Source organism: Pseudomonas sp. 210_17 TE3656 (assembly GCF_054821965.1).
Map to the genome: position 1 here is coordinate 1,472,194 of NZ_JBTRBC010000001.1, position 22,450 is coordinate 1,494,643.

Below are 22,450 nucleotides of genomic sequence, written 5' to 3' on the forward strand. Positions count from 1 at the left end.
CAGGCAATCCTGAAAACCGGCGGGGCTGACTGCGATGGTTTACTGAAAGAGCTGCTCCTCCATACAAAAGGTAATCAGTTCCTGGTCGGTTCTGACGTCCAGCTTGTGCATCGCCGCCACTTTCTGGGTACTGATGGTTTTGGCGCTTCGGTTCTGGGCCCTGGCGATGTCGTTCAGGCTCATACCGGCGATGAACAGCCGCAATACTTCCATTTCCTTTGGGGACAGTGAGGCCACGCGTTCATCGACCGGTCGCGCGACTTCCCGCACACAGGTACGTTCAAGCCCGGCGACCTTGTATTTGCGCTTGTGCACCAGCGCCTCCAGGGCCCTCTCGATCTCGGCATGCAGCTGGTTCTTCTGCACCACCCCGGCCACTCCGAGATCGTACAACCGGGAAAAGATCAGTTCGTTGGAGACCATGGTCAGCACCAGGACCTGCAGGCCAGGGAAATTACGCGCGATGTAGTCGATCAACTTCAGGCCGTCACCGTACTGCGCATCACCCGGCATGTTGTAGTCGGTAATGAGGATGTCAGGGCTGGAGGCGTGCAACCTGGCAATCAGGTCAGTGGAATTCGAAGCCTCCGCGACCACCTCGAAGCGCTCATCCGCGTCAATGAGCTGGCGCACCCCAAGCAGCACGATAGGATGGTCATCGGCGATGACAACGGTGGTTTTGCGCATGTGTGAACGGTCCAAGTGAAAAACGGCGGCCTTCATATCGACATTACCAACCCGAACAGCCTGTCCAGCGCCCGGTTCAAATCGGCCTGCAACGCGGCATCCAGGGCCTGCTCACGCAGTCGCTGCTCCAGGTCGCCAAACACTTGCGACAGCTCGTCGGCACGCACCACGGCCAGTGCACCGCTGACCGAGTGCACCAGCTGTACCACCTCGGCCTGGTCACCCGTGGCAAGGGCTGCGTGAAGGGCGTCGATATCCACCCGCATGGTACGGCAGAACAGACTACGCATGGAATCAGAGAGCACCCCTGCGGTCAGGCCGGCGCCAGCTCCCGGATCCTGGACGACGCCGCCGCTCGGCAGGCCGCCGAGCACATCCAGCAGGTCCTCCAGCAGCAGCGGCTTGACCATCCAGGCACTCATGCCCGCGGCGATGCAACGCTCACCTTCGTCGCGCAGTGCATTAGCCGTAATGCCGATGATCGGAACCTGCCGGCTATCAGCGCGGATCGCCCTGGCGAGTTCATAACCGTTCATGACCGGCATGTTGACGTCGCTCAACACCACCTCGATCCCACCCTGCTGCCACACCTGCAGCGCCTGCCGGCCATCGCCGGCGACGCTGACCCGACAACCCAGCGCCTCAAGCTGCTCCTTCAAGATTGCCTGATTGACCAGATTGTCCTCGGCGACCAATACGTGAAAGCCGAGTGCCGCCGGTGTGGCGCCGGGTAGCGGATCGACCCGTGCGGGCAGCTCTTCGGTGGCCATACGCACGGCCTCGGCGATGGCGCGCAGGTGGTGCGCACTGACCCTGAAACATTCCCCCGTGTATTCGGGAACCCGCGGCCCATCGTGCTCGCACAGCAGCCGTCGGCCTGGCCAGGCGAAGGCCTGTTCGGGGTCGGTCAGGACATCCACCAGCAAAGCCTCGGACAACGCCCCGTGGGGACTGGCCGACACCACCGTGGCCCGGGCGCCCCAACGGACCAACCAGGCGCAGAGATGCTCGGCCAGTTCAAAGGCAGGCGCGCGGACCTGGACCTGGTGTCCGCCGAGGTCGATTGCCGGGGCCGCCTCCACCGTCGCGGCGGTACATTCGAAGGGCAGCTGCACAGTGAAGCTGCTGCCCAGCCCCTGCTCACTTACGACAGTGATGTGTCCGCCCATGCGTTCGACGAAGCGCTGGCAGATCGACAGGCCCAGCCCCGTGCCACTGACCAGGTTGCTGGTGCTGGCTTGATAGAACGGCTCGAAAATGTGCAGCTGCTGTTGCTCGTTGATCCCGATGCCTGTATCGGCTACCTGGAACCGTAGCGACACCTGTGCATCCGTGCTTTCCAGCACCTGGCAACGCAGTACGACACGGCCAATACTGGTGAACTTGATCGCATTGCCCACCAGGTTGTGCAACACCTGGCGCAGTTTGGCCATGTCGCCGAGCAGCAGGTCCGGTATCCGCGGGTCAGTGCAGGCATAGACCTGCAAGCCCTTGCCCCGGGCACTGACGACGTGCGCCGCGATGACCTGCTCGACCACCTCCAGCGGCGAGAAGGCAGTGGTCTCGAGCGCCAGCTGGCCCGACTCTATCTTCGAGACATCCAGTACATCACTGATGACTTGCAGGACCGTCGACGAGGACGACTGGATCGTTTGCAGATAGTCGCGCTGACGCTTGTCCAGTCTCGACAGGCCCAGCAGCTCCAGTGTGCCCAGCACACCGTAGAGCGGCGTGCGTATTTCGTGGCTCATGGTGGTGAGGAAGACGGTTTTGGCCTCGTTCGCCCGCTCGGCCTCCTGCTTGGCCTGGTGCAGGGCAAGCGAGCGCTGCTGGTGTTCGGTGATATCCGAGAACGCACACAGTTGCACCTCTTGCTCCTGGTAGCGAGCCGACGAGTAATTGACCAGGTAGTAACGCCCCTCGAGCACCATACAGGCATCACCGTCGAGGACCGCGTCGGTTGTGCGCAAGAGCTCCACCACCGCCTGGGACACTGCCCTGCCCTGCTGTGCCCGCAGGTTTTCGATCACCATCCGGCCATCGGCCTTGCGAATGACCACAAGGCCAGCGGGCGCCCCTTCGATCACCGCATGGCTGAAGGCCTGGCTCTCCAGCAGGCGCGCCTGTGCCTCCTTCGCCGGAGCGACGACGCGAGCCTGATAGCGCCGGTACAACCAGCGCAATCCCAGGATCAGCACCAGCGAGGCACCCAGCAGGCGCAGCACCGGCAACGCCAGCCAGCGAAACAGACCGGGGTAATCGACGAAGTACTGGGCCTGCCAGCGTGGCTGGGCGGAGTTGCTTTCGAACGCGGTGATCAGTAACCCGCTCATGGTCAGAGAGAACCCTGCCCTTGCACCGCCGGGCTCGCGCTGGCCGGTCAAGACCTTACCTTGCGGGTCGATCAAGGTGAATTGGCCATGGAACGGCAGCTCCAGGTCGCCGACCGCATCACCGGAGTGCCCGAGTTCGAGCAATGCAGTGACCACCACCCGGTCCATGCGGCTGTCGACCCGCACCGAGTTGATCGGCAGCTCGCCGGCCACATAAGCGACAATTTCACGCCTGCCACCGGCATCCTGCAGCCCGGGCACAGCCGGTGCCCAGTGCACCCGGTAATCCAGCACCTTGTCAGGATCGCTCAACGTGCGGGCCATCAGCCCGGCGGCGACCGATGTGTAGTTCTGCTGTTCCAGCAGGTTTATGCTACGAAACCTGCCCACGGCAGGTACTGCGATGCTTGAAGGGTTTTGCGGGCTGAACACGAACAGCTGGGGCGAGGGGAACTGCGACAGTGCCCAGAATCGGCTGTAGTAGTTGGTCAGGTGCCAGCCCAGAGCAGACAGCGCATTCAGGTTGCGCTCATTCTGGCGCTGTTGGGCCAGCGCGACCGTGAATGGCATCGAGAAGTCGCTTTCGGTGACGTCATAGAGTTCGTTCACCCCATCCCCGAACCGGCGCACCTGCTTGAGCACAGGAGGCGCGCCCTGCAACGAGTCCGTAGGCGCCACCAAGCGGTCGGCGATTGTCTGCAGGAATACTTCCTGCTCTCGCAGGTTTTCCATCACCCGTGCAAAGTGCGAGACAGCCTTTTCCTGCTGGCTGCCAAGCAGCAACGCGATCGCCCAGATGTTGGTCATGAGCAGCATCAACACCAGGCCAAGGGTCACCAGCAGACCACTGCTCAGGCGCATCGCGCTGCTGACCAGCGAGCCGAAGAGAGAGTCTGTATTCATTGCATGCCTCGTTTATCCGATGTCAGTACGATCACCGGCCTGCCGGACGCTCGTTGGCCAGCAGGTCGAGGAAACGCCCCGGATTCACTGCCTTGGAGAGTAGGAAACCCTGGACCTGATCGCAATTGACCTGCTTTAACAACGCCAGCTCCTGGGCAGTCTCCACCCCTTCGGCGACGACCTTGAGCCCAAGCTGCTTGCCCAGGGCGACGATGCTGGAAAGCGCCGCTGCGAGGTTGGCATTCTCTACGCAACCACTGACCAGGGAGCGGTCGATCTTCAGCTCCGTGAACGGCGTGGAGACCAGGTTGAAGTACGAACTGAAGCCTTTGCCGAAGTCGTCCTGGGCCAGGCCGAAGCCCTTGAGCCGCAGGCGGCAGACGCCAGCGAAATAGTGCCCCAGGTCTTTGGCCACAGAGCTTTCCATGATTTCAAAGCCGATGTTCGACGGCACTCCGCCCTTGCTGACGACATGGGCATGCAAGCGGTCCGGCAGGTCCTCGTCGTCCAGCAGATGGGGCGGCAGATTGATCGACACCGGCACCCGGTAGCCCTTGCGGTGCCACAGGGACTGTGCGGCGATGGTCAGGCTCACCATCTGCATAAGCAACGCCTCCTCCAGGCGAAAGCTGACGATCCCTGGCAGGAAGTCCCTGGGCAACAGTACGTCCCTGCCTTCGTCGGCCCACCTCACCAGGGCTTCGGCGGCGACAATATGCCCGTTGGCCAGCGACCATTTTGGCTGGAACCAGGGCTGAATCTGTCCCGAACGGATAGCCTCGCTCAGGGTTTCGAAACTGTGCATGCGCACCGGCGCTGACGTCGCGCGTTGCCCGGCGTCCGGCACCGCCAATTTCTGCATTAGCCTGGCCAGGGCCTCAAGACTTACCGGCTTGGCCAGAGGGCCGAGAACATTGAATCCCAGATGGCTGGCTGCGAGGCTCGCACTGCTGAGCATACGCCCGGGCAATGCACTCATGAAGGCCAGACTGGGCCTTTGCCCGAGAGCCGCCAGGCGCTGCACCAGCTGCATGCCATCCATGCCGGGCATCATCAGGTCGCAGAGCACCAGATCGAATGCATGCGCACTCAACCACCCCAGGGCCTGATCGCCGTTTCGTACGGCGTCCACCGTCACGCCATCGAGCGCGCGGAACAGGTCCAGCAGATAGAGTTGCTGTACAGGATGGTCCTCGACCAGCAGAACCCTATAGGCCACAGTCGCTCACCTTTTCGTAGTGCTGCAAGCAGTCGTACAAATCCCCCAGGCCAAACGGCTTTACCAGCAGCTCCTGCATCCCGGCGCCCAGGCACCGGTCACTTTCATCACGCATCGCATTGGCGGTGGCGCCGATGATCGGCGCCTGGCAACCCTGGCCGCGCAGTTGCCTGGCCAGCTCGTAGCCGTTCATCCCCGGCATGTTGATATCGGTCAACACCACGTCATAACAGTCCTTCTCCCACAGCAGCAGCGCCTGTGAACCATCGCTGGCCAACACCACCCGGCAGCCCAGCACCTCCAACTGGTTCTTGAGGATCAGCTGGTTGATCATGTTGTCCTCGACGACCAGCAGCTTCAGGTCGAGCTTTTTCGACACCTCAGGGTCGCTGGCTACCTGCGCCAGATCCGGATCCAGGCTTCCCTGGGCCAGCTTGAGCGTGTCGAACAGCCCGTCAAGGTCATTCAGCCGAACCTGCCAGTGCTGCCCGGCACAAGGCTCTTCTTCCATGTCCTCAGGGGAGATCACGATCCTGGCGCCGGTCCATGCGCAGATCGGCGCCCCTCGCCGGTACGGGTAGACTTCCACGAGCAGCGCCTCGCTGACTGGCGTCCCGGTTTCGGGCAGACCGATTTGCGCCTTCGCCCCCCAGGCTCCCAGCCAGCTGCAGATGTACTCGGCCATCTCCCGTATCGGGGAGTAGACATGGACCCGTTTCGGCCAGAGCCCGGGCTCAAGCCTGATGTGCGCCTGAAGGGACTTCAAGCCGACCACCAGAGTGAAACTACTGCCCAGGCCCGGCGTGCTGACCACTCGGATCGCCCCCTTCATCAAGCCTGCCAGACGCTGGCAAATGGACAGGCCCAGGCCGGTGCCGGCGATGGTGTTGGCGCTGGCTCCCGTCTGGTAGAACGGATCGAAGAGAAAGACCTGGTCCTGCGGATCGATGCCACGGCCACTGTCAGAGACCTGCCAGTGCACATTCAGTTGTTCACCATCAACCGCTTCCGTACACACCCGCAGCACCACCTGGCCACTGTCGGTGAATTTCACGGCATTGCTGAGCAGGTTGTTCAGCACCTGACGGATACGTGTCGCGTCACCGTGAAGTACTTGCGGGATCTGCGGGTCGACAAAGGCGTAGAGGTGAAGCCCCTTGCCTCGCGCGGCGCAGGCATAGCTCTGGATCACGCTGTAGACCAGCTCCAGTGGCTTGAAGTCGCGCTCATCGAGCACCAGTTGCCCGGCTTCGATCTTGGCCACGTCGAGCACATCGCAGACCAGGTTGAGCAACGCACTGGATGAACTTTCGATGGCTTGGAGATAGGCTTTCTGCTGGCTCTTGAGCTCGGTCTTGCCCAGCAGTTCGAGGGTGCTGAGTACTCCGTAAAGGGGCGTACGGATCTCATGACTCATGGTCGCCAGGAACAGCGTCTTGGCTTCGTTGGCGGCATCGGCGCTACGCTTGGCGGCGGCCATCGCTGCCTCCATCTGCTTGCGCGAACTGATATCGCTGAAGGCGCAGAACAGCACGTCCTCGCCGTTGTAACGGGTTTTCACGAAACTCGGGTACAAGTGGCGCCCATTGCCGGCCTGAAATTCGTCGGTGCGGATCGACCGGGTTTCATCGAAAGCCTGCTCGATCCAGCGATGGTGCAAGCGCTCGCGCTCGCTACACTCGCCCAGCCACTGCTCGGACAGGCGGTTCTCCAACACCACCTGACCGTCGGCGCGGCGCAATACGCAAAGGGCAACCGGTGCAGTCTGGATGACTGCCCGGCTGAATGTCTCGCTTTCGATCAGCGCGTCGATGCGCCGGATCGCCGGGATGATCAGCCGACGTTCGATGCGCGATACCAGGCGGCAGACTGACATCCCCACGCCCAGGATCGTCAGCACTGAAAGCACCAGGGGCCAGAACACCACCTTGAGCAACGAGTACAGGTCCAGGACATAGAAGATGGTCCAGTTCGAGTACCCGAGTTTCTTGCGCATCACCAACTGGTCGGGCAGCCACCCGCTTCCCGAAAAGCCGAAACTCTTGCCGGTGGGCATGGCCAGCAGCGGGTGAACATCCTGCGCATGGCCGACGCTGCTCATCATCACATCACCGCCAGGGTTGACCATCATGAACTGCCCGGCCTTGTCGTCGTGCAAGGTGTTGGTGACATCGGAAGCGTCCATTTCCATGCCGATCCACCCCGCGCCAGGCTGGTGCCGATCGGCCAGGGTGAACAGATACAGGCGTGCGGGCGAACTGCTGCTATCCGTGAGCCAGACGCCCTGCGCCACGACCGGCGAGTCGACATCGAAGAGGCGCAAGCGACGGAGAATGTCGTCGGACACTGGCAGCTTGAACGGGATACCCGTACTCAGGTAAGCGAGCTGCATCTGAGCCTGCCCGGTAATCTGCAGCAGATTGACCCGGTGCTGACGCAGGAAATCGAGTGTGCGCTCTGACAGCAGTATGCGCCCCGGGGAGCGTTCAGCCGATTCGCCGGGCAGGTTGGCGGCGCACAAAGCAAGGGTACGCAAAAACGCCTCACGCTGGGTGAAGAACACCCGCGCATTGGTAATGGCGTCGCCCATATAACCCTGGCGGCGGGAGATCTCTCTGTTGAAGACCGCCCCCACCGCAATGATCGCCCCCGCCACAGCGCCCAGCACCATCACCTGAGCGAACAGACGCAGCAACCTGCGCGCCGCTTTGGGCGTGGAAAAAAAGGCGTCGGCGGGCTGGAGGAACTGCTTGAGCTTCATCGCCGAAGAGTAAGCGTGCCAGCGACGCGCAAACCATCAGCAAATCCTTAAAAATCGGGGGGTGATTCTCGATAGCATTTCAATCCAGCCGACTCAGGTGCCCCTCCGGTCCCAGCACCCGATTAAAGGCGTTCAGGTGCTCCTTGCACATGTGCCGGGTGAACAGCTCGATCAGTCCGCCGATGTCCGGACCAACCCGGTTACCACAATACAAGACCGCCGCCACCCTCCCCATGATCTCGGCATTCAGCCGTGCCCGCGCGCGCAATGCATGCGCGGGCGTGTCCTTGTCTACACCGTCGAAAATGATCGGGATGAGGGCGAGACCGATCACCTCAATCAACTCACCAATGTCCAGGTCTGCCAGTTGCATTGTTTTATTCCTCAGGTCAGGAATCGTTTGGTCAGGTCGCTCATGACGATGGCCAGCTTCGCCAGCTCGTTGCTCGCCGTAGCGGTCTGGTTGGCCCCTGCCGAAGTCTGGATCGACAGGTCACGGATGCTGACCAGATTGCTGTCCACCGAGCGCGCCACTTGCGCCTGCTCCTCCGAGGCGGTGGCGATCAGGAAGTTGCGTTCGTTGATTTCGGTGATCGAACGGGAAATCGCGTCCAGTGCAGCGCCGGCGTCCTGGGCAATACTCAAGGTGCTCTGGGCGTCGGCACAGCTCTGGCCCATGGCCAGTACGGCCTGCTCGGCCCCGGTCTGGATATCGGCAATCATGCTTTCGATTTCCTTGGTGGACTCCTGGGTGCGATGGGCCAAGGCCCTCACCTCATCGGCCACCACTGCGAAGCCGCGTCCCTGGTCGCCCGCCCGGGCCGCCTCGATCGCGGCATTGAGCGCCAGCAGATTGGTCTGCTCGGCGATGGCACGGATCACATCCAGCACCTTGGTGATGTTCTGGGCCTTGCTGGCCAGCCCTTCCACCTCCCCACTGGTACGGGTGACGATGCCGGTCAGGCTGCGGATCGCCTCGACGGTTTCCAGCACCCGCTCGGAGCCGATCCGGCTGGAAGCGTCCGATGCCTGGGCAGACTCCGAGGCCGATGCCGCGTTCCTGGCGACCTCCTCGACGGCAACGGACATTTCATTCACTGCCGTTGCCGCCTGTTCGATTTCATCGTTCTGGCGCTGCAGGCCGTTGCTTGAATCCTCGGTCACCAAATGCATTTCTTCCGCCGCCGCAGCCAGCTGGGTGGCCGAATTGCCCATGTGCTGGATGGTGTCCCGCAAGCTCGCCTGCATGGCGATAGTCGAGCGCATCAGGTCGGACAGTTCATCCTTGCCGGTAACTACAAGCTCGGTACGCAGGTCACCTTCGGCGATCTTGCGGTTGACATTCAATACCGACAGCAGAGGCACACTGATGCTGCGAGCGAACAGGATGCCGAGAATGACACTCAAGCCAATCACCAACGCACCGATACCGATCACCGTAATGATCGAGCGCTGATAAATCGCTTCCGACTCGATGCCCGATTGCCGACCGCCCTCTCGATTGAGCACGACAAGCTTGCCAATGGTCGCCTGAAGTTCGTTGGTGGGCTGGCGGATGTGCTTGTCGATGTAGTCGATGGCGTCCTGCGCTGCCCCCGAAAGGGCGATCTGCAGGAGTGCATCAAGCTTGCTGTCATACACAGCGATACCCAGCTTGACCGCCTGATAAATCTGCTCTTCTTCAGGGCTGCTGACCTGCTTCTGGTAGCCCTCTACCATCTGTTTCAATTTGACCCGGATATCGGCCACCGCATCGGCCGAAGCCCTTCGCACCTCGGGGCTGGCAGAGTTGATCATCCGGAAACTTTCCAGGCGAATGCGCAATACCATTGCGTCGATGGTTCCGGCCTGCCGGACACTTTCCATCCAGTTGCGCTCGATCTCCACCGCCGCTGCACGAACCCGCCCCATCTGCCAGAGGGAAATCGCGCCAAGCGCCACGACCAGCAGGTTGATGATGACGAAAATCAGCGTGGCACGTTGGGCCAGCCGCAAGTTCCTGAGTTGCATGTGATGTCCTGCCAGGGGGTTGATCTGGCGGACGAGTCTAGGGAACGGGGAGTAAGGCGGGCTATCAGGCAAACCTTAAAAATGCATCGCTGTGGGAGCGGGCTTGCCCCGCGATATGGGCGCCTCATCCCCATCGAAAAAAAGGATATACACTGACAGCCAACGATAAAACCAATTGTGAGGCCACCCCTCATGATGCCCCAGCACGCCAGGGCGATCACCAGGAACCAACCGACGATAACCGCACTACGCTTGTACCTTTGTTTGTTACTGCCCCGACCATAATTTCAAACAAGAGGGAACACCATGTCAGCGCACAAGACCGCATTGTTCAGCGTTCTGAGTACCGCCTTGCTGGCCAGCGCCAGCCTGCAGGCCGCCGAGCCGCTCAAGGCGGTGGGTGACGGCGAAGGCCAGCTGGATATTGTCGCCTGGCCCGGCTACATCGAGCGCGGTGAAAGTGACAAGGCCTACGACTGGGTCAGCGGTTTCGAGAAGGAAACCGGTTGCAAGGTCAGCGTCAAGACCGCCGCCACGTCCGATGAAATGGTCAGTTTGATGACCAAGGGCGGTTACGACCTGGTCACTGCCTCAGGAGACGCCTCGCTGCGCCTGGTCGCCGGCAAGCGCGTGCAACCGATCAATACTGCGCTGATCCCGAACTGGAAAAACCTCGACCCGCGGCTCAAGGACGGCGCCTGGTATGTGGTCAACAACCAGGTGTACGGCACCCCTTACCAGTGGGGCCCCAACGTATTGCTGTACAACACCAATGTATTCAAGGAAGCGCCCACCAGTTGGGGGGTGATCTTCGAACCGCAGAACCTGCCGGACGGCAAACCGAACAAAGGACGGGTGCAGGCTTACGACGGGCCGATCTACATTGCCGACGCAGCGCTGTACCTGAAATCGGCGAAGCCGGAGCTGGGTATCCAGAACCCCTACGAACTCAACGAAACCCAGTACAAGGCGGTGCTGGAACTGCTGCGTCAGCAACAGCCGCTGATCCATCGCTACTGGCATGACGCGACTGTGCAGATGAGCGATGTGAAAAACGAGGGCGTGGTCGCTTCCAGCTCCTGGGGCTATATGGTCAACACCCTGAAGGCCGACAAACAGCCAGTGTCGTCGACCATTCCCAAGGAAGGTGCCACCGGCTGGGCCGATACCACCATGCTGCATGCCGAGGCCAAGCACCCCAACTGTGCCTATAAATGGATGGACTGGTCGCTGCAACCCAAGGTCCAGGGCGACGTGGCGGCCTGGTTCGGCTCGCTGCCGGCGGTACCGGCAGCCTGTACCGGCAGCGAATTGCTCGGCGCCGATGGCTGCAAGACCAATGGCTTCGACAACTTCGACAAAATCGCCTTCTGGAAAACCCCGCAGGCCGAGGGTGGCAAGTTCGTGCCATATAGCCGCTGGACTCAGGACTACATTGCAATCATGGGTGGCCGTTAGGGCCCCTTCGCGGGGCAAGCCCGCTCCCACACTGTAGGAGCGGGCTTGCCCCGCGATCCAGTCTAGAGACTCGGAGCAGCGCACATGACCCTTGCAGTCCAGTTCACCGATGTTTCCCGCAGTTTTGGCGAGGTCAAGGCCGTAGACCGGGTGTCCATCGACATCCATGACGGCGAATTTTTCTCCATGCTCGGCCCCTCGGGTTCAGGCAAAACCACCTGCCTGCGCCTGATTGCCGGCTTCGAACAGCCCAGCGCCGGCTCCATCCGTATCCACGGTGCCGAAGCGGCCGGGTTGCCGCCGTACCAGCGCGACGTCAACACGGTATTCCAGGACTACGCCCTGTTCCCGCACATGAATGTGCTCGATAACGTCGCCTATGGCCTGAAAGTCAAAGGTGTGGGCAAACAGGAACGCCTGACCCGCGCCGAAGAAGCCCTGAGCATGGTTGCCCTGGGCGGTTACGGACAGCGCAAGCCGGCGCAACTGTCCGGCGGTCAGCGTCAGCGTGTGGCCCTGGCCCGCGCCCTGGTCAATCGCCCGCGTGTGCTGCTGCTCGACGAACCCCTGGGCGCACTGGATCTGAAGCTGCGCGAACAGATGCAGGGCGAGCTGAAAAAACTGCAGCGCCAGCTGGGCATCACCTTCATTTTCGTCACCCACGACCAGACCGAAGCATTGTCGATGTCCGATCGGGTCGCAGTGTTCAATCGCGGCCGCATTGAGCAGGTCGATACGCCGCGCAATCTTTACATGAAGCCGGCCACCACGTTTGTTGCCGAGTTCGTCGGTACCTCCAACGTACTGCGTGGTGAACTGGCGGCGCAGCTGAACGGGAGCCAGTTGCCCTTCTCGATTCGTCCGGAACACATTCGCCTGGGCGAGCAACCTGCCACCAGCGATGAAGTCCAGGTCAGCGGCCTGCTGCACGATATCCAGTACCAGGGCAGCGCCACCCGCTACGAGCTGAAGCTCGACAATGGCCAACTGCTCTGTGTCAGCCAGGCCAACAATCAATGGCAGCAGCAGGCCACGCCCTGGCAGACCGGCCAACGCCTGCAGGCCCGCTGGGCACGGGAAGCGATGACTTCACTGCAGGAAACCGTATTGAACGGGGGCCAGTAAGATGAGCCTGGCCCTGCGACGCTTCTCCAACCTGCTCTACCGGCGCCCCAATCTTTATCTGGCGCTATTGCTGGTACCCCCCCTGATCTGGTTCGGGGCGATCTACCTCGGTTCGTTGCTGAGCCTGCTCTGGCAGGGCTTCTACACCTTCGACGATTTCACCATGGCGGTGACCCCGGAATTGACCCTGGCCAATTTCGCCGCCCTGTTCAATCCGTCGAACTTCGACATCATCCTGCGCACGCTGGGCATGGCCATTGCCGTATCAATCGCCAGCGCCACCCTGGCATTTCCGATCGCCTACTACATGGCCCGCTACACCAGCGGCAAGACCAAGGCATTTTTCTACATCGCGGTGATGATGCCGATGTGGGCCAGCTATATCGTCAAAGCCTATGCCTGGACCTTGCTGCTGGCCAAAGGTGGCGTGGCCCAGTGGTTCGTCCAGCAGCTCAGCCTGGAGCCTGTGCTGCAGTTCATTCTCGGCATTCCCGGGGTCGGCGGCAGCACCCTGTCGACCTCGCACCTGGGGCGCTTTCTGGTGTTTGTCTACATCTGGCTGCCGTTCATGATCCTGCCCATCCAGGCCGCGCTGGAGCGTTTGCCGCCATCGCTGCTGCAAGCCTCGGCTGACCTCGGCGCCAAGCCCCGGCAAACCTTCATGCAGGTGATCCTGCCGCTCTCGGTGCCGGGCATCGCCGCCGGCTCGATCTTCACCTTCTCGCTGACCCTGGGCGACTTCATCGTGCCGCAGCTGGTTGGCCCTCCTGGCTACTTCATTGGCAGCATGGTCTACGCCCAGCAAGGCGCGATCGGCAACATGCCGATGGCCGCAGCCTTCACTCTGGTGCCGATCGTGCTGATCGCCATCTACCTGTCCATGGTCAAACGTCTGGGGGCTTTCGATGCACTCTGAACAAGCGTCCTGGGGCCTGCGCCTGGCGGCCTGGGGTGGGTTGGTGTTCCTGCACTTCCCGATCCTGATCATCTTTCTGTATGCCTTCAACACCCAGGATGCGGCGTTCAGCTTCCCGCCCCAGGGCTTTACCCTGAAGTGGTTCAGCGTGGCGTTTTCCCGGCCCGATGTACTCGAAGCGATCAAACTGTCGGCGCAGGTCGCCTGCCTGGCCACGCTGATCGCCCTGGTGCTGGGCACCCTGGCGTCGGCAGCGCTGTACCGACGCAGCTTCTTTGGCAAGGAAAGCATCTCGCTGATGCTGATCCTGCCGATTGCGCTGCCCGGGATCATCACCGGTATCGCCCTGCTTTCAGCGTTCAAGACTCTGGGCATCGAGCCTGGCGTATTCACCATCGTCGTTGGCCACGCGACGTTCTGCGTGGTGATCGTCTACAACAACGTCATTGCCCGCCTGCGCCGCACTTCCCACAGCCTGATCGAGGCCTCGATGGACCTCGGCGCCGACGGCTGGCAGACCTTCCGTTACATCATCCTGCCCAACCTCGGCTCGGCCCTGTTGGCGGGCGGCATGCTGGCCTTCGCCCTGTCGTTCGATGAAATCATCGTCACCACCTTTACCGCCGGCCACGAACGCACCCTGCCGATCTGGTTGCTCAACCAGCTCAGCCGGCCGCGTGATGTACCGGTGACCAATGTGGTCGCCATGCTGGTGATGCTGGTGACCATGCTGCCGATCCTCGGCGCCTACTACCTGACCCGCGGCGGCGAAAGCGTTGCCGGCAGCGGCAAATAACATTAGGAGGACGTAAATCATGCAAACCCGACTGCTGATCAATGGCCAACTGGTTGCTGGCGAAGGTAACGCGCTGGCGGTACTCAACCCGGCGCTGGGCAGCGTGCTGGTGGAGATCAACGAAGCCAGTGAGTCCCAGGTCGATGCCGCCGTGCGTGCCGCCGACCGTGCCTTCGAAAGCTGGTCGCAGACCACACCCAAGGAGCGCTCGCTGCTGTTGCTGAAACTGGCGGACAGCATCGAAGCGCATGGCGAGGAACTGGCCCGGCTGGAATCGGACAACTGTGGCAAACCCTATGCGGCCGCGCTCCACGACGAAATCCCGGCAATTGCCGATGTGTTTCGCTTCTTCGCCGGCGCCAGCCGCTGCCTGGGCGGGTCGGCCGCCGGCGAATACCTGCCGGGGCATACCTCGATGATCCGTCGCGACCCGCTTGGTGTAGTCGCCTCCATCGCGCCGTGGAACTACCCGTTGATGATGGTCGCCTGGAAGATCGCCCCGGCCCTGGCCGCTGGCAACACCGTGGTGCTCAAACCTTCGGAGCAGACACCCCTAACCGCCCTGCGCCTGGCGCAACTGGCCGCCGAGCTGTTTCCCGCCGGCGTGCTGAATATCCTCTTTGGCCGTGGACCGAGTGTCGGCACACCGCTGGTTACCCACCCGAAAGTGCGCATGGTGTCGCTGACCGGTTCGATCGCCACCGGCGCCAATATCATCGCCAGCACTGCCGACAGCGTGAAGCGCATGCACATGGAGTTGGGCGGCAAGGCTCCGGTGGTCATTTTCGACGATGCCGATATCGATGCCGCCGTCGAAGGCATCCGCACCTTCGGCTTCTACAACGCAGGCCAGGACTGCACCGCCGCCTGCCGCATCTATGCCCAGAGCGGCATCTACGAGCAGTTCGTGGAGAAACTCGGCAAGGCTGTGGCCAGTATCAGGCACGGCCTGCAGAACGACCCGGACACCGAACTGGGCCCACTGATTACCGCCCAGCACCGTGACCGGGTGGCGGCGATGGTCGAGCGGGCCATCGCCCAGCCGCATATTCGTCTGATCACCGGTGGCAAGGCGGTGGCCGGTGATGGCTTCTTCTTTGAGCCCACGGTGCTGGCCGATGCACAACAGGATGACGAAATCGTCCGCCGCGAAGTGTTCGGGCCGGTGGTTTCAGTGACCCGTTTCGACGACGAGGCTCAGGCTCTGGCCTGGGCCAATGACTCGGACTACGGCCTGGCCTCCTCGCTCTGGACCGCTGATGTCGGCCGCGCCCACCGCGTCTCGGCGCGCCTGCAGTACGGCTGTACCTGGGTAAACACGCACTTTATGCTGGTCAGCGAAATGCCCCACGGCGGCCAGAAACTCTCTGGCTATGGCAAGGATATGTCCGTGTACGGGCTGGAAGACTACACCTGCATCCGGCATGTGATGTTCAAACACTAAGGTAAGGAAACCCATGGAAATAACCCGTCGCGACTTCATCAATGGCGTCGCTATCGGCATTGCGGCGGGCCTGACCCCGCTGCAACTGCTGCAAGCGGCCGAAAGCGGGCGCTACTACCCGCCAGCGTTGACCGGCCTGCGTGGCAGCCATGTCGGCGCCTTTGAAGTCGCGCACCAGATGGGCTGGAAGAAAAAGAGCTTCGCCACCGACGCCTTGCCGATCAAAGAGGAATACGACCTGGTGGTGGTCGGTGGTGGCATCAGCGGGCTGTCGGCGGCGTTTTTCTATCGGGAAAAACACCCGGAGGCGAAAATCCTCATCCTCGAAAACCACGACGACTTTGGCGGTCACGCCAAGCGCAACGAGTTCAGTGCTGGTGGGCGGATGATTATCGGCTACGGCGGTAGCGAAGCCTTCCAGTCACCCAACCACCTGTACAGCGCCGAGGTCAACGGCCTGCTGAAAAAGCTCGGGGTGGATATCAAGCGTTTCGAAACGGCCTTCGATCGCAGCTTCTACCCAGACCTGGGCCTGTCGCGCGGGGTGTTCTTCGATAAAGAAACCTTCGGCGAAGACAAGCTGGTGACCGGCGACCCGACGCCCATGGTCGCCGACGACATTGCCCCCGGGCAGCTCAACGCCCGTTCGATCCGCGACTTCATCAACGATTTTCCCCTGCCCGAAAGCGACCACAAGGCCTTGATCGACCTGCACGAAGCGCCCAGGGATTACCTGGCAGGCAAGTCACTGGAGGACAAGACCGCCTACCTGGAACGCACCAGCTACCGCGACTTCCTGCTCAAGGACGTCGGCCTGTCGCCCATCGCGGTGAAGTACTTCCAGGGCCGCACCAACGACTTCATGGCCCTGAGCATCGATACTGTGGCCGCTGCGGATGCCTACTACGTCGGTTTTCCCGGTTTTAGCGCGATGAACCTGGAGCCGATCAGCGAAGAAGCCCAGGCGGAAATGGAAGAGCCCTACATCTATCACTTTCCCGATGGCAACGCCTCGCTGGCACGCCTGCTGGTGCGCAACCTGATTCCGCCGGTGGCACAGGGCAAGGACATGGAAGACATCGTCCTGGCCGACTTCGACTACAGCCAGCTCGACCGCAGCGGGCAGCCGGTGCGCCTGCGCTTGAACAGCACTGTAGTCAGCGTGCGCAACCACAAGGGCGCAGTGAACATCGGCTATAGCCGGGACGGTCAGTTGGCTCAGGTCCGCGGCAAGCACTGTGTGCTGGCTTGCTACAACATGATGATCCCGTACCTGCTGCGCGACCTGTCGGCCGAGCAGGCGTATGCCCTGAGCCAGAATGTGAAGTTTCCGCTGGTGTACACCAAGGTCATCGTGCGCAACTGGCAGGCTTTCCAGAAGCTTGGCGTGCATGAAATCTACGCCGCCACGCAACCCTATAGCCGGATCAAACTGGACTACCCGGTAAGCATGGGTGGCTACGAACATCCACGCGATCCGGCACAGCCTATCGGCCTGCACATGGTCTACGTACCGACCAGCCCTGACAGCGGCATGAACAGCCGTGACCAGGCGCGCGCCGGACGCGGGCGGCTATATGGCACGCCATTTGAAACGCTGGAAAGCCAGTTGCGTGAACAGCTGCAGCGCATGCTCGGGCCTGGCGGTTTCGACCACAACCAGGACATCCTGGCGATCACCGTCAATCGTTGGCCGCATGGTTATGCCTGCTTTACCAACACCCTGTACGACGATCCTGATCAGACCGAACAGTGGATGGAGCTGGCACGCAAGCCTGTGGGCAAAGTCAGCATTGCCAATTCCGATGCGGCCTGGAGTGCGTATGCGCATGCGGCGATTGATGAGGCATGGCGGGCTGTCGGCGAACTGGCCTGATTCAGTTGTAGGAGCGGATTTATCCGCGATGGCCTGCGCAGCAGGCCCATCTACGGGGCCGCTGCGCGCCCCATCGCGGATAAATCCGCTCCTACAGAGGGGCCGTATCAATCACGTAAATCCGACTCATGAATCGGCTGCTCACGACTGGTCGCGCGCTGGTACTGAGCCGGCCAGGTGGCCTTGTTGCCGCCCAGGTCATCGTCGGCGTGCAGCGGCCAGTACGGATCACGCAACAGCTCTCGCGCCAGGAAAATGATATCGGCCTGGGCCGTGCGCAAAATGGTTTCGGCCTGCATCGGATCAGTAATCATCCCGACCGTTCCGGTGGCAATCCCCGACTCTTCGCGCACTTTGGCGGCAAACTGTGTCTGGTACCCAGGCCCGGTAGGAATCTCGGCGTTCACCGACGTGCCGCCGGAGGACACATCGATCAGGTCCACACCCAATTTGCGCAAGCGCTTGGCCAACTCCACCGTTTCATCCGGGTTCCAGCCATCTTCAACCCAATCGGTAGCCGATAGCCGCACGAACACCGGCAACTCCTCCGGCCAGACTTCCCGCACCGCCTCGGTCACCTGCAAGGTCAGGCGAATGCGATTTTCGAAATTGCTGCCGTATTCATCACGTCGCTGGTTGCTCAACGGCGACAGAAACTGATGCAGCAGATAGCCATGCGCCGCATGCACTTCAACCACCTTGAAACCTGCTGTCAATGCACGCTGCGCGGCCTCGACGAAGGCCTGAATCACTTCATCGATCTGCGCTTTGCTCATCTCGACAGGCGCAGTGTGCTGCGGATCGAAGGCAATTTTTGACGGACCGATCGGCACCCAGCCACCGTCTGCGGGCTTGACGCTACCCTGCTTGCCCAGCCAGGGCCGATAGGTACTGGCCTTGCGTCCGGCATGCGCCAGTTGAATGCCGGGAACGGCGCCCTGGGCAATAATGAAACGGGTAATACGCTGCAGCGGCGGGATCTGCGCGTCATCCCACAGCCCGAGATCCTGGGCGGTGATGCGCCCATCGGCAGTCACCGCCGTAGCCTCGGTGAAGATCAGCCCGGCACCGCCCACCGCGCGGCTGCCCAGGTGGACCAGGTGCCAGTCATTGGCCAGGCCATCGACACTGGAGTATTGGCACATGGGAGAAACGGCAATACGGTTGGGCAGGGTCAGGTGGCGCAGGGTATAGGGTGCAAGCAGCAGACTCATGGGGCACCTCTCAAATCAAGTGGTAAGGCTCCAGATGGTTGACCGGCCGACCACAGAATCTTCCCCGCAGGTTCTTCGACCAATCATTCTGAGCCTAGACCACTTTGCCCCTTGAGTTCAGCGCGGCTCGATATGCGCGATCATCAACTGCACGCTTTCCTGACCGCGGAACTCGTTGACGTCGAGCTTGTACGCCAGTTCGACCCAACGCACCGTCGGGTTGGGCCAGACCTCACGATCGACGCCAAAGGCGATGCCATCGAGCTTGACCGAGCCGCACTCGCTCTTGAGCACCACTTTCAGGTGCCGCTCGCCCACCACCCGTTGCTCGACCAACTGGAACACCCCGTGAAACAGCGGCTCGGGGAAGTGCTGGCCCCACGGCCCGGCGTGACGCAGGGCACGCGCCAGTTCCAGGTGAAACTCTTCGACCGCCAGACTGCCATCGGAGAGCAGGCGACCGGTCAGGTCGTCTTCACGCAACTGCCTGCGCACTTCTTCATCGAAGGCCTGGGCAAACGCCGGGAAGCTGTCGGCAGGCAAGGACAGGCCGGCAGCCATGGCATGGCCACCGAACTTGCTGATCAGTTGCGGATGCTGTGCCGCCACGGCGTCCAGGGCGTCGCGGATGTGAAAGCCCGGCACCGAACGGGCCGAGCCCTTGAGCATGCCTTCGCCCGCATCGGCAAAGGCGATGGTAGGCCGGTGGTAACGCTCCTTGAGGCGTGAGGCAAGGATACCGATCACCCCCTGGTGCCAGTCCGGCTCGAACAGGCATAGGCCGAACGGCATCGACTCCAGTGGTAGATCCTTGAGCTGGGCCAGGGCTTCACGCTGCATCCCCTGCTCGATCGACTTGCGGTCCTGGTTCAACTCATCCAGTTGCCCGGCCATTTCCCGTGCCAGGTTTGGGTCGTCACTGAGCAGGCATTCGATGCCCAGGCTCATATCGTCCAGACGACCGGCGGCGTTCAGGCGTGGGCCGAGGATGAAGCCGAGGTCGGTGGAGGTGATGCGTGCATGATCACGCCGCGCCACCTCAAGGATGGCCTTGAGCCCGGGCCGGGCCCGCCCTGCCCTGATCCGCTCAAGGCCTTGATGGACGAGGATGCGGTTGTTGGCGTCCAGGGGCACGACGTCAGCAACACTGCCCAAGGCGACCAGATCGAGCAGTTCGCCGATATTCGGTTGCGGTGCGTTGTCGTAGTGCCCGAGGCTGCGCAAGCGTGCGCGCAAGGCCATCAGCACGTAGAAAATCACCCCGACCCCGGCCAGCGCCTTGCTCGGGAACTCGCAGCCGGGCTGGTTGGGATTGACGATGGCATCGGCTGCCGGCAGTTCATGACCTGGCAGGTGATGATCGGTGACCAGCACCTTCAGCCCGGCAGCTTTGGCTGCGGCCACACCCTCTACGCTGGAAATGCCGTTGTCCACGGTAATCAACAGTTGCGGCTGGCGTTCCAGGGCAACCTGAACGATTTCCGGGGTCAGGCCATAACCGTATTCGAAACGATTGGGCACCAGGTAATCGACATGCGCCGCCCCCAACAGGCGCAGACCCAACACCCCCACAGTACTGGCAGTCGCGCCATCGGCATCGAAGTCGCCAACGATCAGGATGCGCTGGCGCTGGGCCAGGGCCTCGACCAGCAGGTCTACCGCCGCGTCGATACCTTTGAGCTGCTGGTAAGGCAGCAGGCGTGCCAGGCTTTTGTCCAGTTCCGTTGCACTTTGCACGCCGCGGGCGGCGTACAGGCGGGTCAGCAGCGGCGGCAGGTCGCCAAGAAACGGCAAGGTATCCGGCAGAGGGCGTGGTTCGATGCGCATAACGTCAGCCGCGCTCGCCCAGCAGCCACTGCAGCTGCACTTCATGCTGACCACGGTCATCAGTGACGAAGATCGTGCCTTCACTGATCATCACGTCCCACTTGATCGCACGCGGCATGTCGGTGGCCAGGGTTTCGAGCACTTCCTGCGGTACGGCAGCGATGTTCAGGTTCTTGAGGTTCTTGACCGCCGGGACAACCTTGTTCTCCCATACGCGCAGGCTGCCATAGGCCAGCAGGCTGGTGCGCTCGGTGCGGCGCGAGCACCAGGTCAGGCGTTCGGCGTCCGGTTGACCGACTTCAATCCAGTGCAGGATGCGGTCGTCCAGGCTTTTTTCCCACAGGGCAGCTTCGTCCACGTCCGACAGACCCCGACCAAAGCTGAGTTGCTCGTTGTACCACAGGGCGTAGGCCAGCAGCCGTACAGCCATGCGCTCCTCGGTTTCCGAAGGGTGACGGGCGATGGTCTGCTTGACGCTTTCATACACGCCGCGGTCGAGATCGGTGAGGTTCAGTTCAAACTTGTAGGTGGTGGAAGGCTGGGCCATGGACGGGCTTCTTGCGGCAAGGAAAGTCGCCCAGTCTAACCGATCCGCATATTCCTTGCGCCGCGGCAGTATCTGGGCGCGCCCAGCTATGATAAAAACGGGGGCTCTGCCCAGCTGCTACGGATGCCTCATGCCTACGCCCAGCAAACCCCTCGCCGGCCTCAAAGTCATCGAACTCGGCACCTTGATCGCCGGCCCGTTTGCCTCGCGCATCTGCGCCGAATTCGGTGCCCAGGTGATCAAGGTCGAGTCGCCCGATGGCGGCGACCCGCTGCGCAAATGGCGCAAGCTGTACGAGGGCACGTCGCTGTGGTGGTTCGTCCAGGCCCGCAACAAACAGTCGCTGACCCTCAACCTCAAGCATGCCGAAGGCATCGAGATCCTGAAAAAGCTGCTGGCCGACGCCGACATTCTTATCGAGAACTTCCGTCCCGGTGTGCTGGAAAAACTCGGCCTGGGCTGGGACACCTTGCACAGCCTGAATCCGAAGCTGGTCATGGTGCGCCTGTCCGGCTTCGGCCAGACCGGGCCGATGAAAGATCAGCCGGGCTTTGGCGCAGTCGGTGAGTCGATGGGCGGGCTGCGTTACATCACCGGCTTCGAGGATCGTCCACCGGTACGCACCGGCATTTCCATCGGCGATTCCATTGCCGCGCTCTGGGGTGTGATCGGCGCCTTGATGGCTTTGCGTCATCGCGAAGTCAATGGCGGTGCGGGCCAAGTGGTGGATGTCGCCTTGTACGAGGCAATTTTCGCGATGATGGAGAGCATGGTGCCCGAGTTCGACGTGTTCGGCTTCATTCGTGAACGTACCGGCAACATCATGCCCGGCATCACCCCTTCCTCGATTCACACCAGCGCCGATGGCAAGCATGTACAGATCGGTGCCAACGGTGATGCGATCTTCAAGCGTTTCATGCAGGCCATCGGTCGCCAGGACCTGGCCGATGATCCAGCGCTGGCCAGCAACGATGGCCGCGATCTGCGCCGCGACGAGCTGTACGCGGTCATCGACCGCTGGGCCCGTAGCGTGCCGCTGGATACGCTGATGCAGGTGCTCAACGATGCCCAGGTCCCGGCCAGCCGTATCTTCAGTGCCGAAGACATGTTCAGCGACCCGCAGTTTCTGGCCCGCGAGATGTTCCTGCAAGCCAAACTCCCCGACGGTAAGCCGTTCAAGATGCCCGGGATCGTGCCCAAGCTGTCGGAAACACCAGGCTCCAGCGAATGGGTCGGGCCAGAACTGGGCGCGCATACCGAGCAATTGCTGGGTGCGCTGGGCTACGACGCACCGGCCATTGCCCGCCTGCGCGCGCAGGGCGCGGTGTGAAGCA

Annotated in this window: 16 protein-coding genes; 7 read left to right on the plus strand and 9 right to left on the minus strand. The window is 61.9% G+C overall.

The window, feature by feature from the left end; genetic code table 11:
• Positions 1-39: 39 nt before the first annotated feature.
• The 6 genes from ACVI9W_RS07000 to ACVI9W_RS07025 all read right to left on the minus strand — a co-directional run bounded on the left by ACVI9W_RS07000 (position 40) and on the right by ACVI9W_RS07025 (position 9,913).
• Positions 40-687 (minus strand): response regulator, encoded by a 648-nt coding sequence (locus tag ACVI9W_RS07000; protein WP_461529582.1) that lies wholly within the window; start codon positions 685-687, stop codon positions 40-42.
• A gap of 32 nt (positions 688-719) precedes the next feature.
• A complete protein-coding gene (locus tag ACVI9W_RS07005; RefSeq protein WP_461529583.1) occupies positions 720-3,923 on the minus strand; it encodes a hybrid sensor histidine kinase/response regulator in 3,204 nt (1,067 codons plus the stop codon).
• Between the two features lie 31 nt (positions 3,924-3,954).
• Entirely contained in the window at positions 3,955-5,142 is a 1,188-nt protein-coding gene (pvrR, locus tag ACVI9W_RS07010; RefSeq protein ID WP_461529584.1) for a response regulator cyclic di-GMP phosphodiesterase PvrR, read from the minus strand.
• On the minus strand, positions 5,132-7,903 hold the full coding sequence (locus tag ACVI9W_RS07015) for an ATP-binding protein (protein ID WP_461529585.1): 2,772 nt from the start codon (positions 7,901-7,903) through the stop codon (positions 5,132-5,134). The genes pvrR and ACVI9W_RS07015 overlap by 11 nt, the downstream gene beginning before the upstream one ends.
• A gap of 79 nt (positions 7,904-7,982) precedes the next feature.
• The gene (locus tag ACVI9W_RS07020; protein ID WP_461529586.1) at positions 7,983-8,276 is read right to left on the minus strand and encodes a hypothetical protein; all 294 of its coding nucleotides are present in this window, start codon (positions 8,274-8,276) and stop codon (positions 7,983-7,985) included.
• 11 nt (positions 8,277-8,287) lie between these two features.
• Positions 8,288-9,913 carry a methyl-accepting chemotaxis protein gene (locus tag ACVI9W_RS07025; RefSeq protein ID WP_461529587.1) on the minus strand — a complete coding sequence of 542 codons (1,626 nt, stop codon included), beginning with the start codon at positions 9,911-9,913 and terminating at the stop codon, positions 8,288-8,290.
• Positions 9,914-10,219: 306 nt separating this feature from the next.
• Here ACVI9W_RS07025 and ydcS point away from each other — a divergent pair, with 306 nt between their 5' ends.
• From ydcS to ACVI9W_RS07055, 6 genes are all read left to right on the plus strand, one after another.
• Positions 10,220-11,371, plus strand: coding sequence for a putative ABC transporter substrate-binding protein YdcS (gene ydcS / locus ACVI9W_RS07030; protein WP_461529588.1), 1,152 nt, complete (start codon positions 10,220-10,222; stop codon positions 11,369-11,371).
• Positions 11,372-11,455: 84 nt separating this feature from the next.
• On the plus strand, positions 11,456-12,496 hold the full coding sequence (locus ACVI9W_RS07035) for an ABC transporter ATP-binding protein (RefSeq protein ID WP_038614118.1): 1,041 nt from the start codon (positions 11,456-11,458) through the stop codon (positions 12,494-12,496).
• A 1-nt stretch (position 12,497) separates the two neighbouring features.
• Complete coding sequence (locus ACVI9W_RS07040) at positions 12,498-13,412, plus strand: ABC transporter permease (protein ID WP_038614120.1); 915 nt, start codon at positions 12,498-12,500, stop codon at positions 13,410-13,412.
• Positions 13,402-14,208, plus strand: coding sequence for an ABC transporter permease (locus ACVI9W_RS07045; RefSeq protein WP_191832211.1), 807 nt, complete (start codon positions 13,402-13,404; stop codon positions 14,206-14,208). Before ACVI9W_RS07040 ends, ACVI9W_RS07045 begins: the two co-directional genes overlap by 11 nt.
• Positions 14,209-14,227: 19 nt before the next feature.
• Positions 14,228-15,652: a gamma-aminobutyraldehyde dehydrogenase gene (locus ACVI9W_RS07050; protein WP_461529589.1), complete on the plus strand. Its 1,425-nt coding sequence runs from the start codon at positions 14,228-14,230 to the stop codon at positions 15,650-15,652.
• Positions 15,653-15,665: 13 nt separating this feature from the next.
• Positions 15,666-17,528, plus strand: a complete 1,863-nt coding sequence (locus ACVI9W_RS07055) for an NAD(P)-binding protein (RefSeq protein WP_461529590.1) — start codon at positions 15,666-15,668, stop codon at positions 17,526-17,528.
• Between the two features lie 107 nt (positions 17,529-17,635).
• Here the strand turns inward: ACVI9W_RS07055 and ACVI9W_RS07060 are convergent, their stop codons facing one another.
• The 3 genes from ACVI9W_RS07060 to ACVI9W_RS07070 form a co-directional block, all read right to left on the minus strand.
• Positions 17,636-18,742, minus strand: a complete 1,107-nt coding sequence (locus ACVI9W_RS07060; RefSeq protein WP_461529591.1) for an NADH:flavin oxidoreductase/NADH oxidase — start codon at positions 18,740-18,742, stop codon at positions 17,636-17,638.
• Positions 18,743-18,859: 117 nt separating this feature from the next.
• Entirely contained in the window at positions 18,860-20,569 is a 1,710-nt protein-coding gene (recJ, locus tag ACVI9W_RS07065) for a single-stranded-DNA-specific exonuclease RecJ (protein ID WP_461529592.1), read from the minus strand.
• 4 nt (positions 20,570-20,573) lie between these two features.
• Entirely contained in the window at positions 20,574-21,116 is a 543-nt protein-coding gene (locus ACVI9W_RS07070; protein WP_038614134.1) for a YaeQ family protein, read from the minus strand.
• A 130-nt stretch (positions 21,117-21,246) separates the two neighbouring features.
• Here ACVI9W_RS07070 and ACVI9W_RS07075 point away from each other — a divergent pair, with 130 nt between their 5' ends.
• On the plus strand, positions 21,247-22,446 hold the full coding sequence (locus ACVI9W_RS07075; RefSeq protein ID WP_461529593.1) for a CaiB/BaiF CoA transferase family protein: 1,200 nt from the start codon (positions 21,247-21,249) through the stop codon (positions 22,444-22,446).
• The last annotated feature ends 4 nt before the right edge of the window (positions 22,447-22,450 follow it).

Coding starts and splice junctions, on each gene's coding strand:
- ACVI9W_RS07040 (WP_038614120.1), top strand. CDS start 12,498: ATGAGCCTGGCCCTGCGACGCTTCTCCAACCTGCTCTACCGGCGCCCC.
- recJ (WP_461529592.1), bottom strand. CDS start 20,569: ATGCGCATCGAACCACGCCCTCTGCCGGATACCTTGCCGTTTCTTGGC.
- ACVI9W_RS07055 (WP_461529590.1), top strand. CDS start 15,666: ATGGAAATAACCCGTCGCGACTTCATCAATGGCGTCGCTATCGGCATT.
- ydcS (WP_461529588.1), top strand. CDS start 10,220: ATGTCAGCGCACAAGACCGCATTGTTCAGCGTTCTGAGTACCGCCTTG.
- ACVI9W_RS07050 (WP_461529589.1), top strand. CDS start 14,228: ATGCAAACCCGACTGCTGATCAATGGCCAACTGGTTGCTGGCGAAGGT.
- ACVI9W_RS07020 (WP_461529586.1), bottom strand. CDS start 8,276: ATGCAACTGGCAGACCTGGACATTGGTGAGTTGATTGAGGTGATCGGT.
- ACVI9W_RS07025 (WP_461529587.1), bottom strand. CDS start 9,913: ATGCAACTCAGGAACTTGCGGCTGGCCCAACGTGCCACGCTGATTTTC.
- ACVI9W_RS07005 (WP_461529583.1), bottom strand. CDS start 3,923: ATGAATACAGACTCTCTCTTCGGCTCGCTGGTCAGCAGCGCGATGCGC.
- ACVI9W_RS07070 (WP_038614134.1), bottom strand. CDS start 21,116: ATGGCCCAGCCTTCCACCACCTACAAGTTTGAACTGAACCTCACCGAT.
- ACVI9W_RS07015 (WP_461529585.1), bottom strand. CDS start 7,903: ATGAAGCTCAAGCAGTTCCTCCAGCCCGCCGACGCCTTTTTTTCCACG.
- ACVI9W_RS07045 (WP_191832211.1), top strand. CDS start 13,402: ATGCACTCTGAACAAGCGTCCTGGGGCCTGCGCCTGGCGGCCTGGGGT.
- ACVI9W_RS07075 (WP_461529593.1), top strand. CDS start 21,247: ATGCCTACGCCCAGCAAACCCCTCGCCGGCCTCAAAGTCATCGAACTC.
- ACVI9W_RS07060 (WP_461529591.1), bottom strand. CDS start 18,742: ATGAGTCTGCTGCTTGCACCCTATACCCTGCGCCACCTGACCCTGCCC.
- ACVI9W_RS07000 (WP_461529582.1), bottom strand. CDS start 687: ATGCGCAAAACCACCGTTGTCATCGCCGATGACCATCCTATCGTGCTG.
- ACVI9W_RS07035 (WP_038614118.1), top strand. CDS start 11,456: ATGACCCTTGCAGTCCAGTTCACCGATGTTTCCCGCAGTTTTGGCGAG.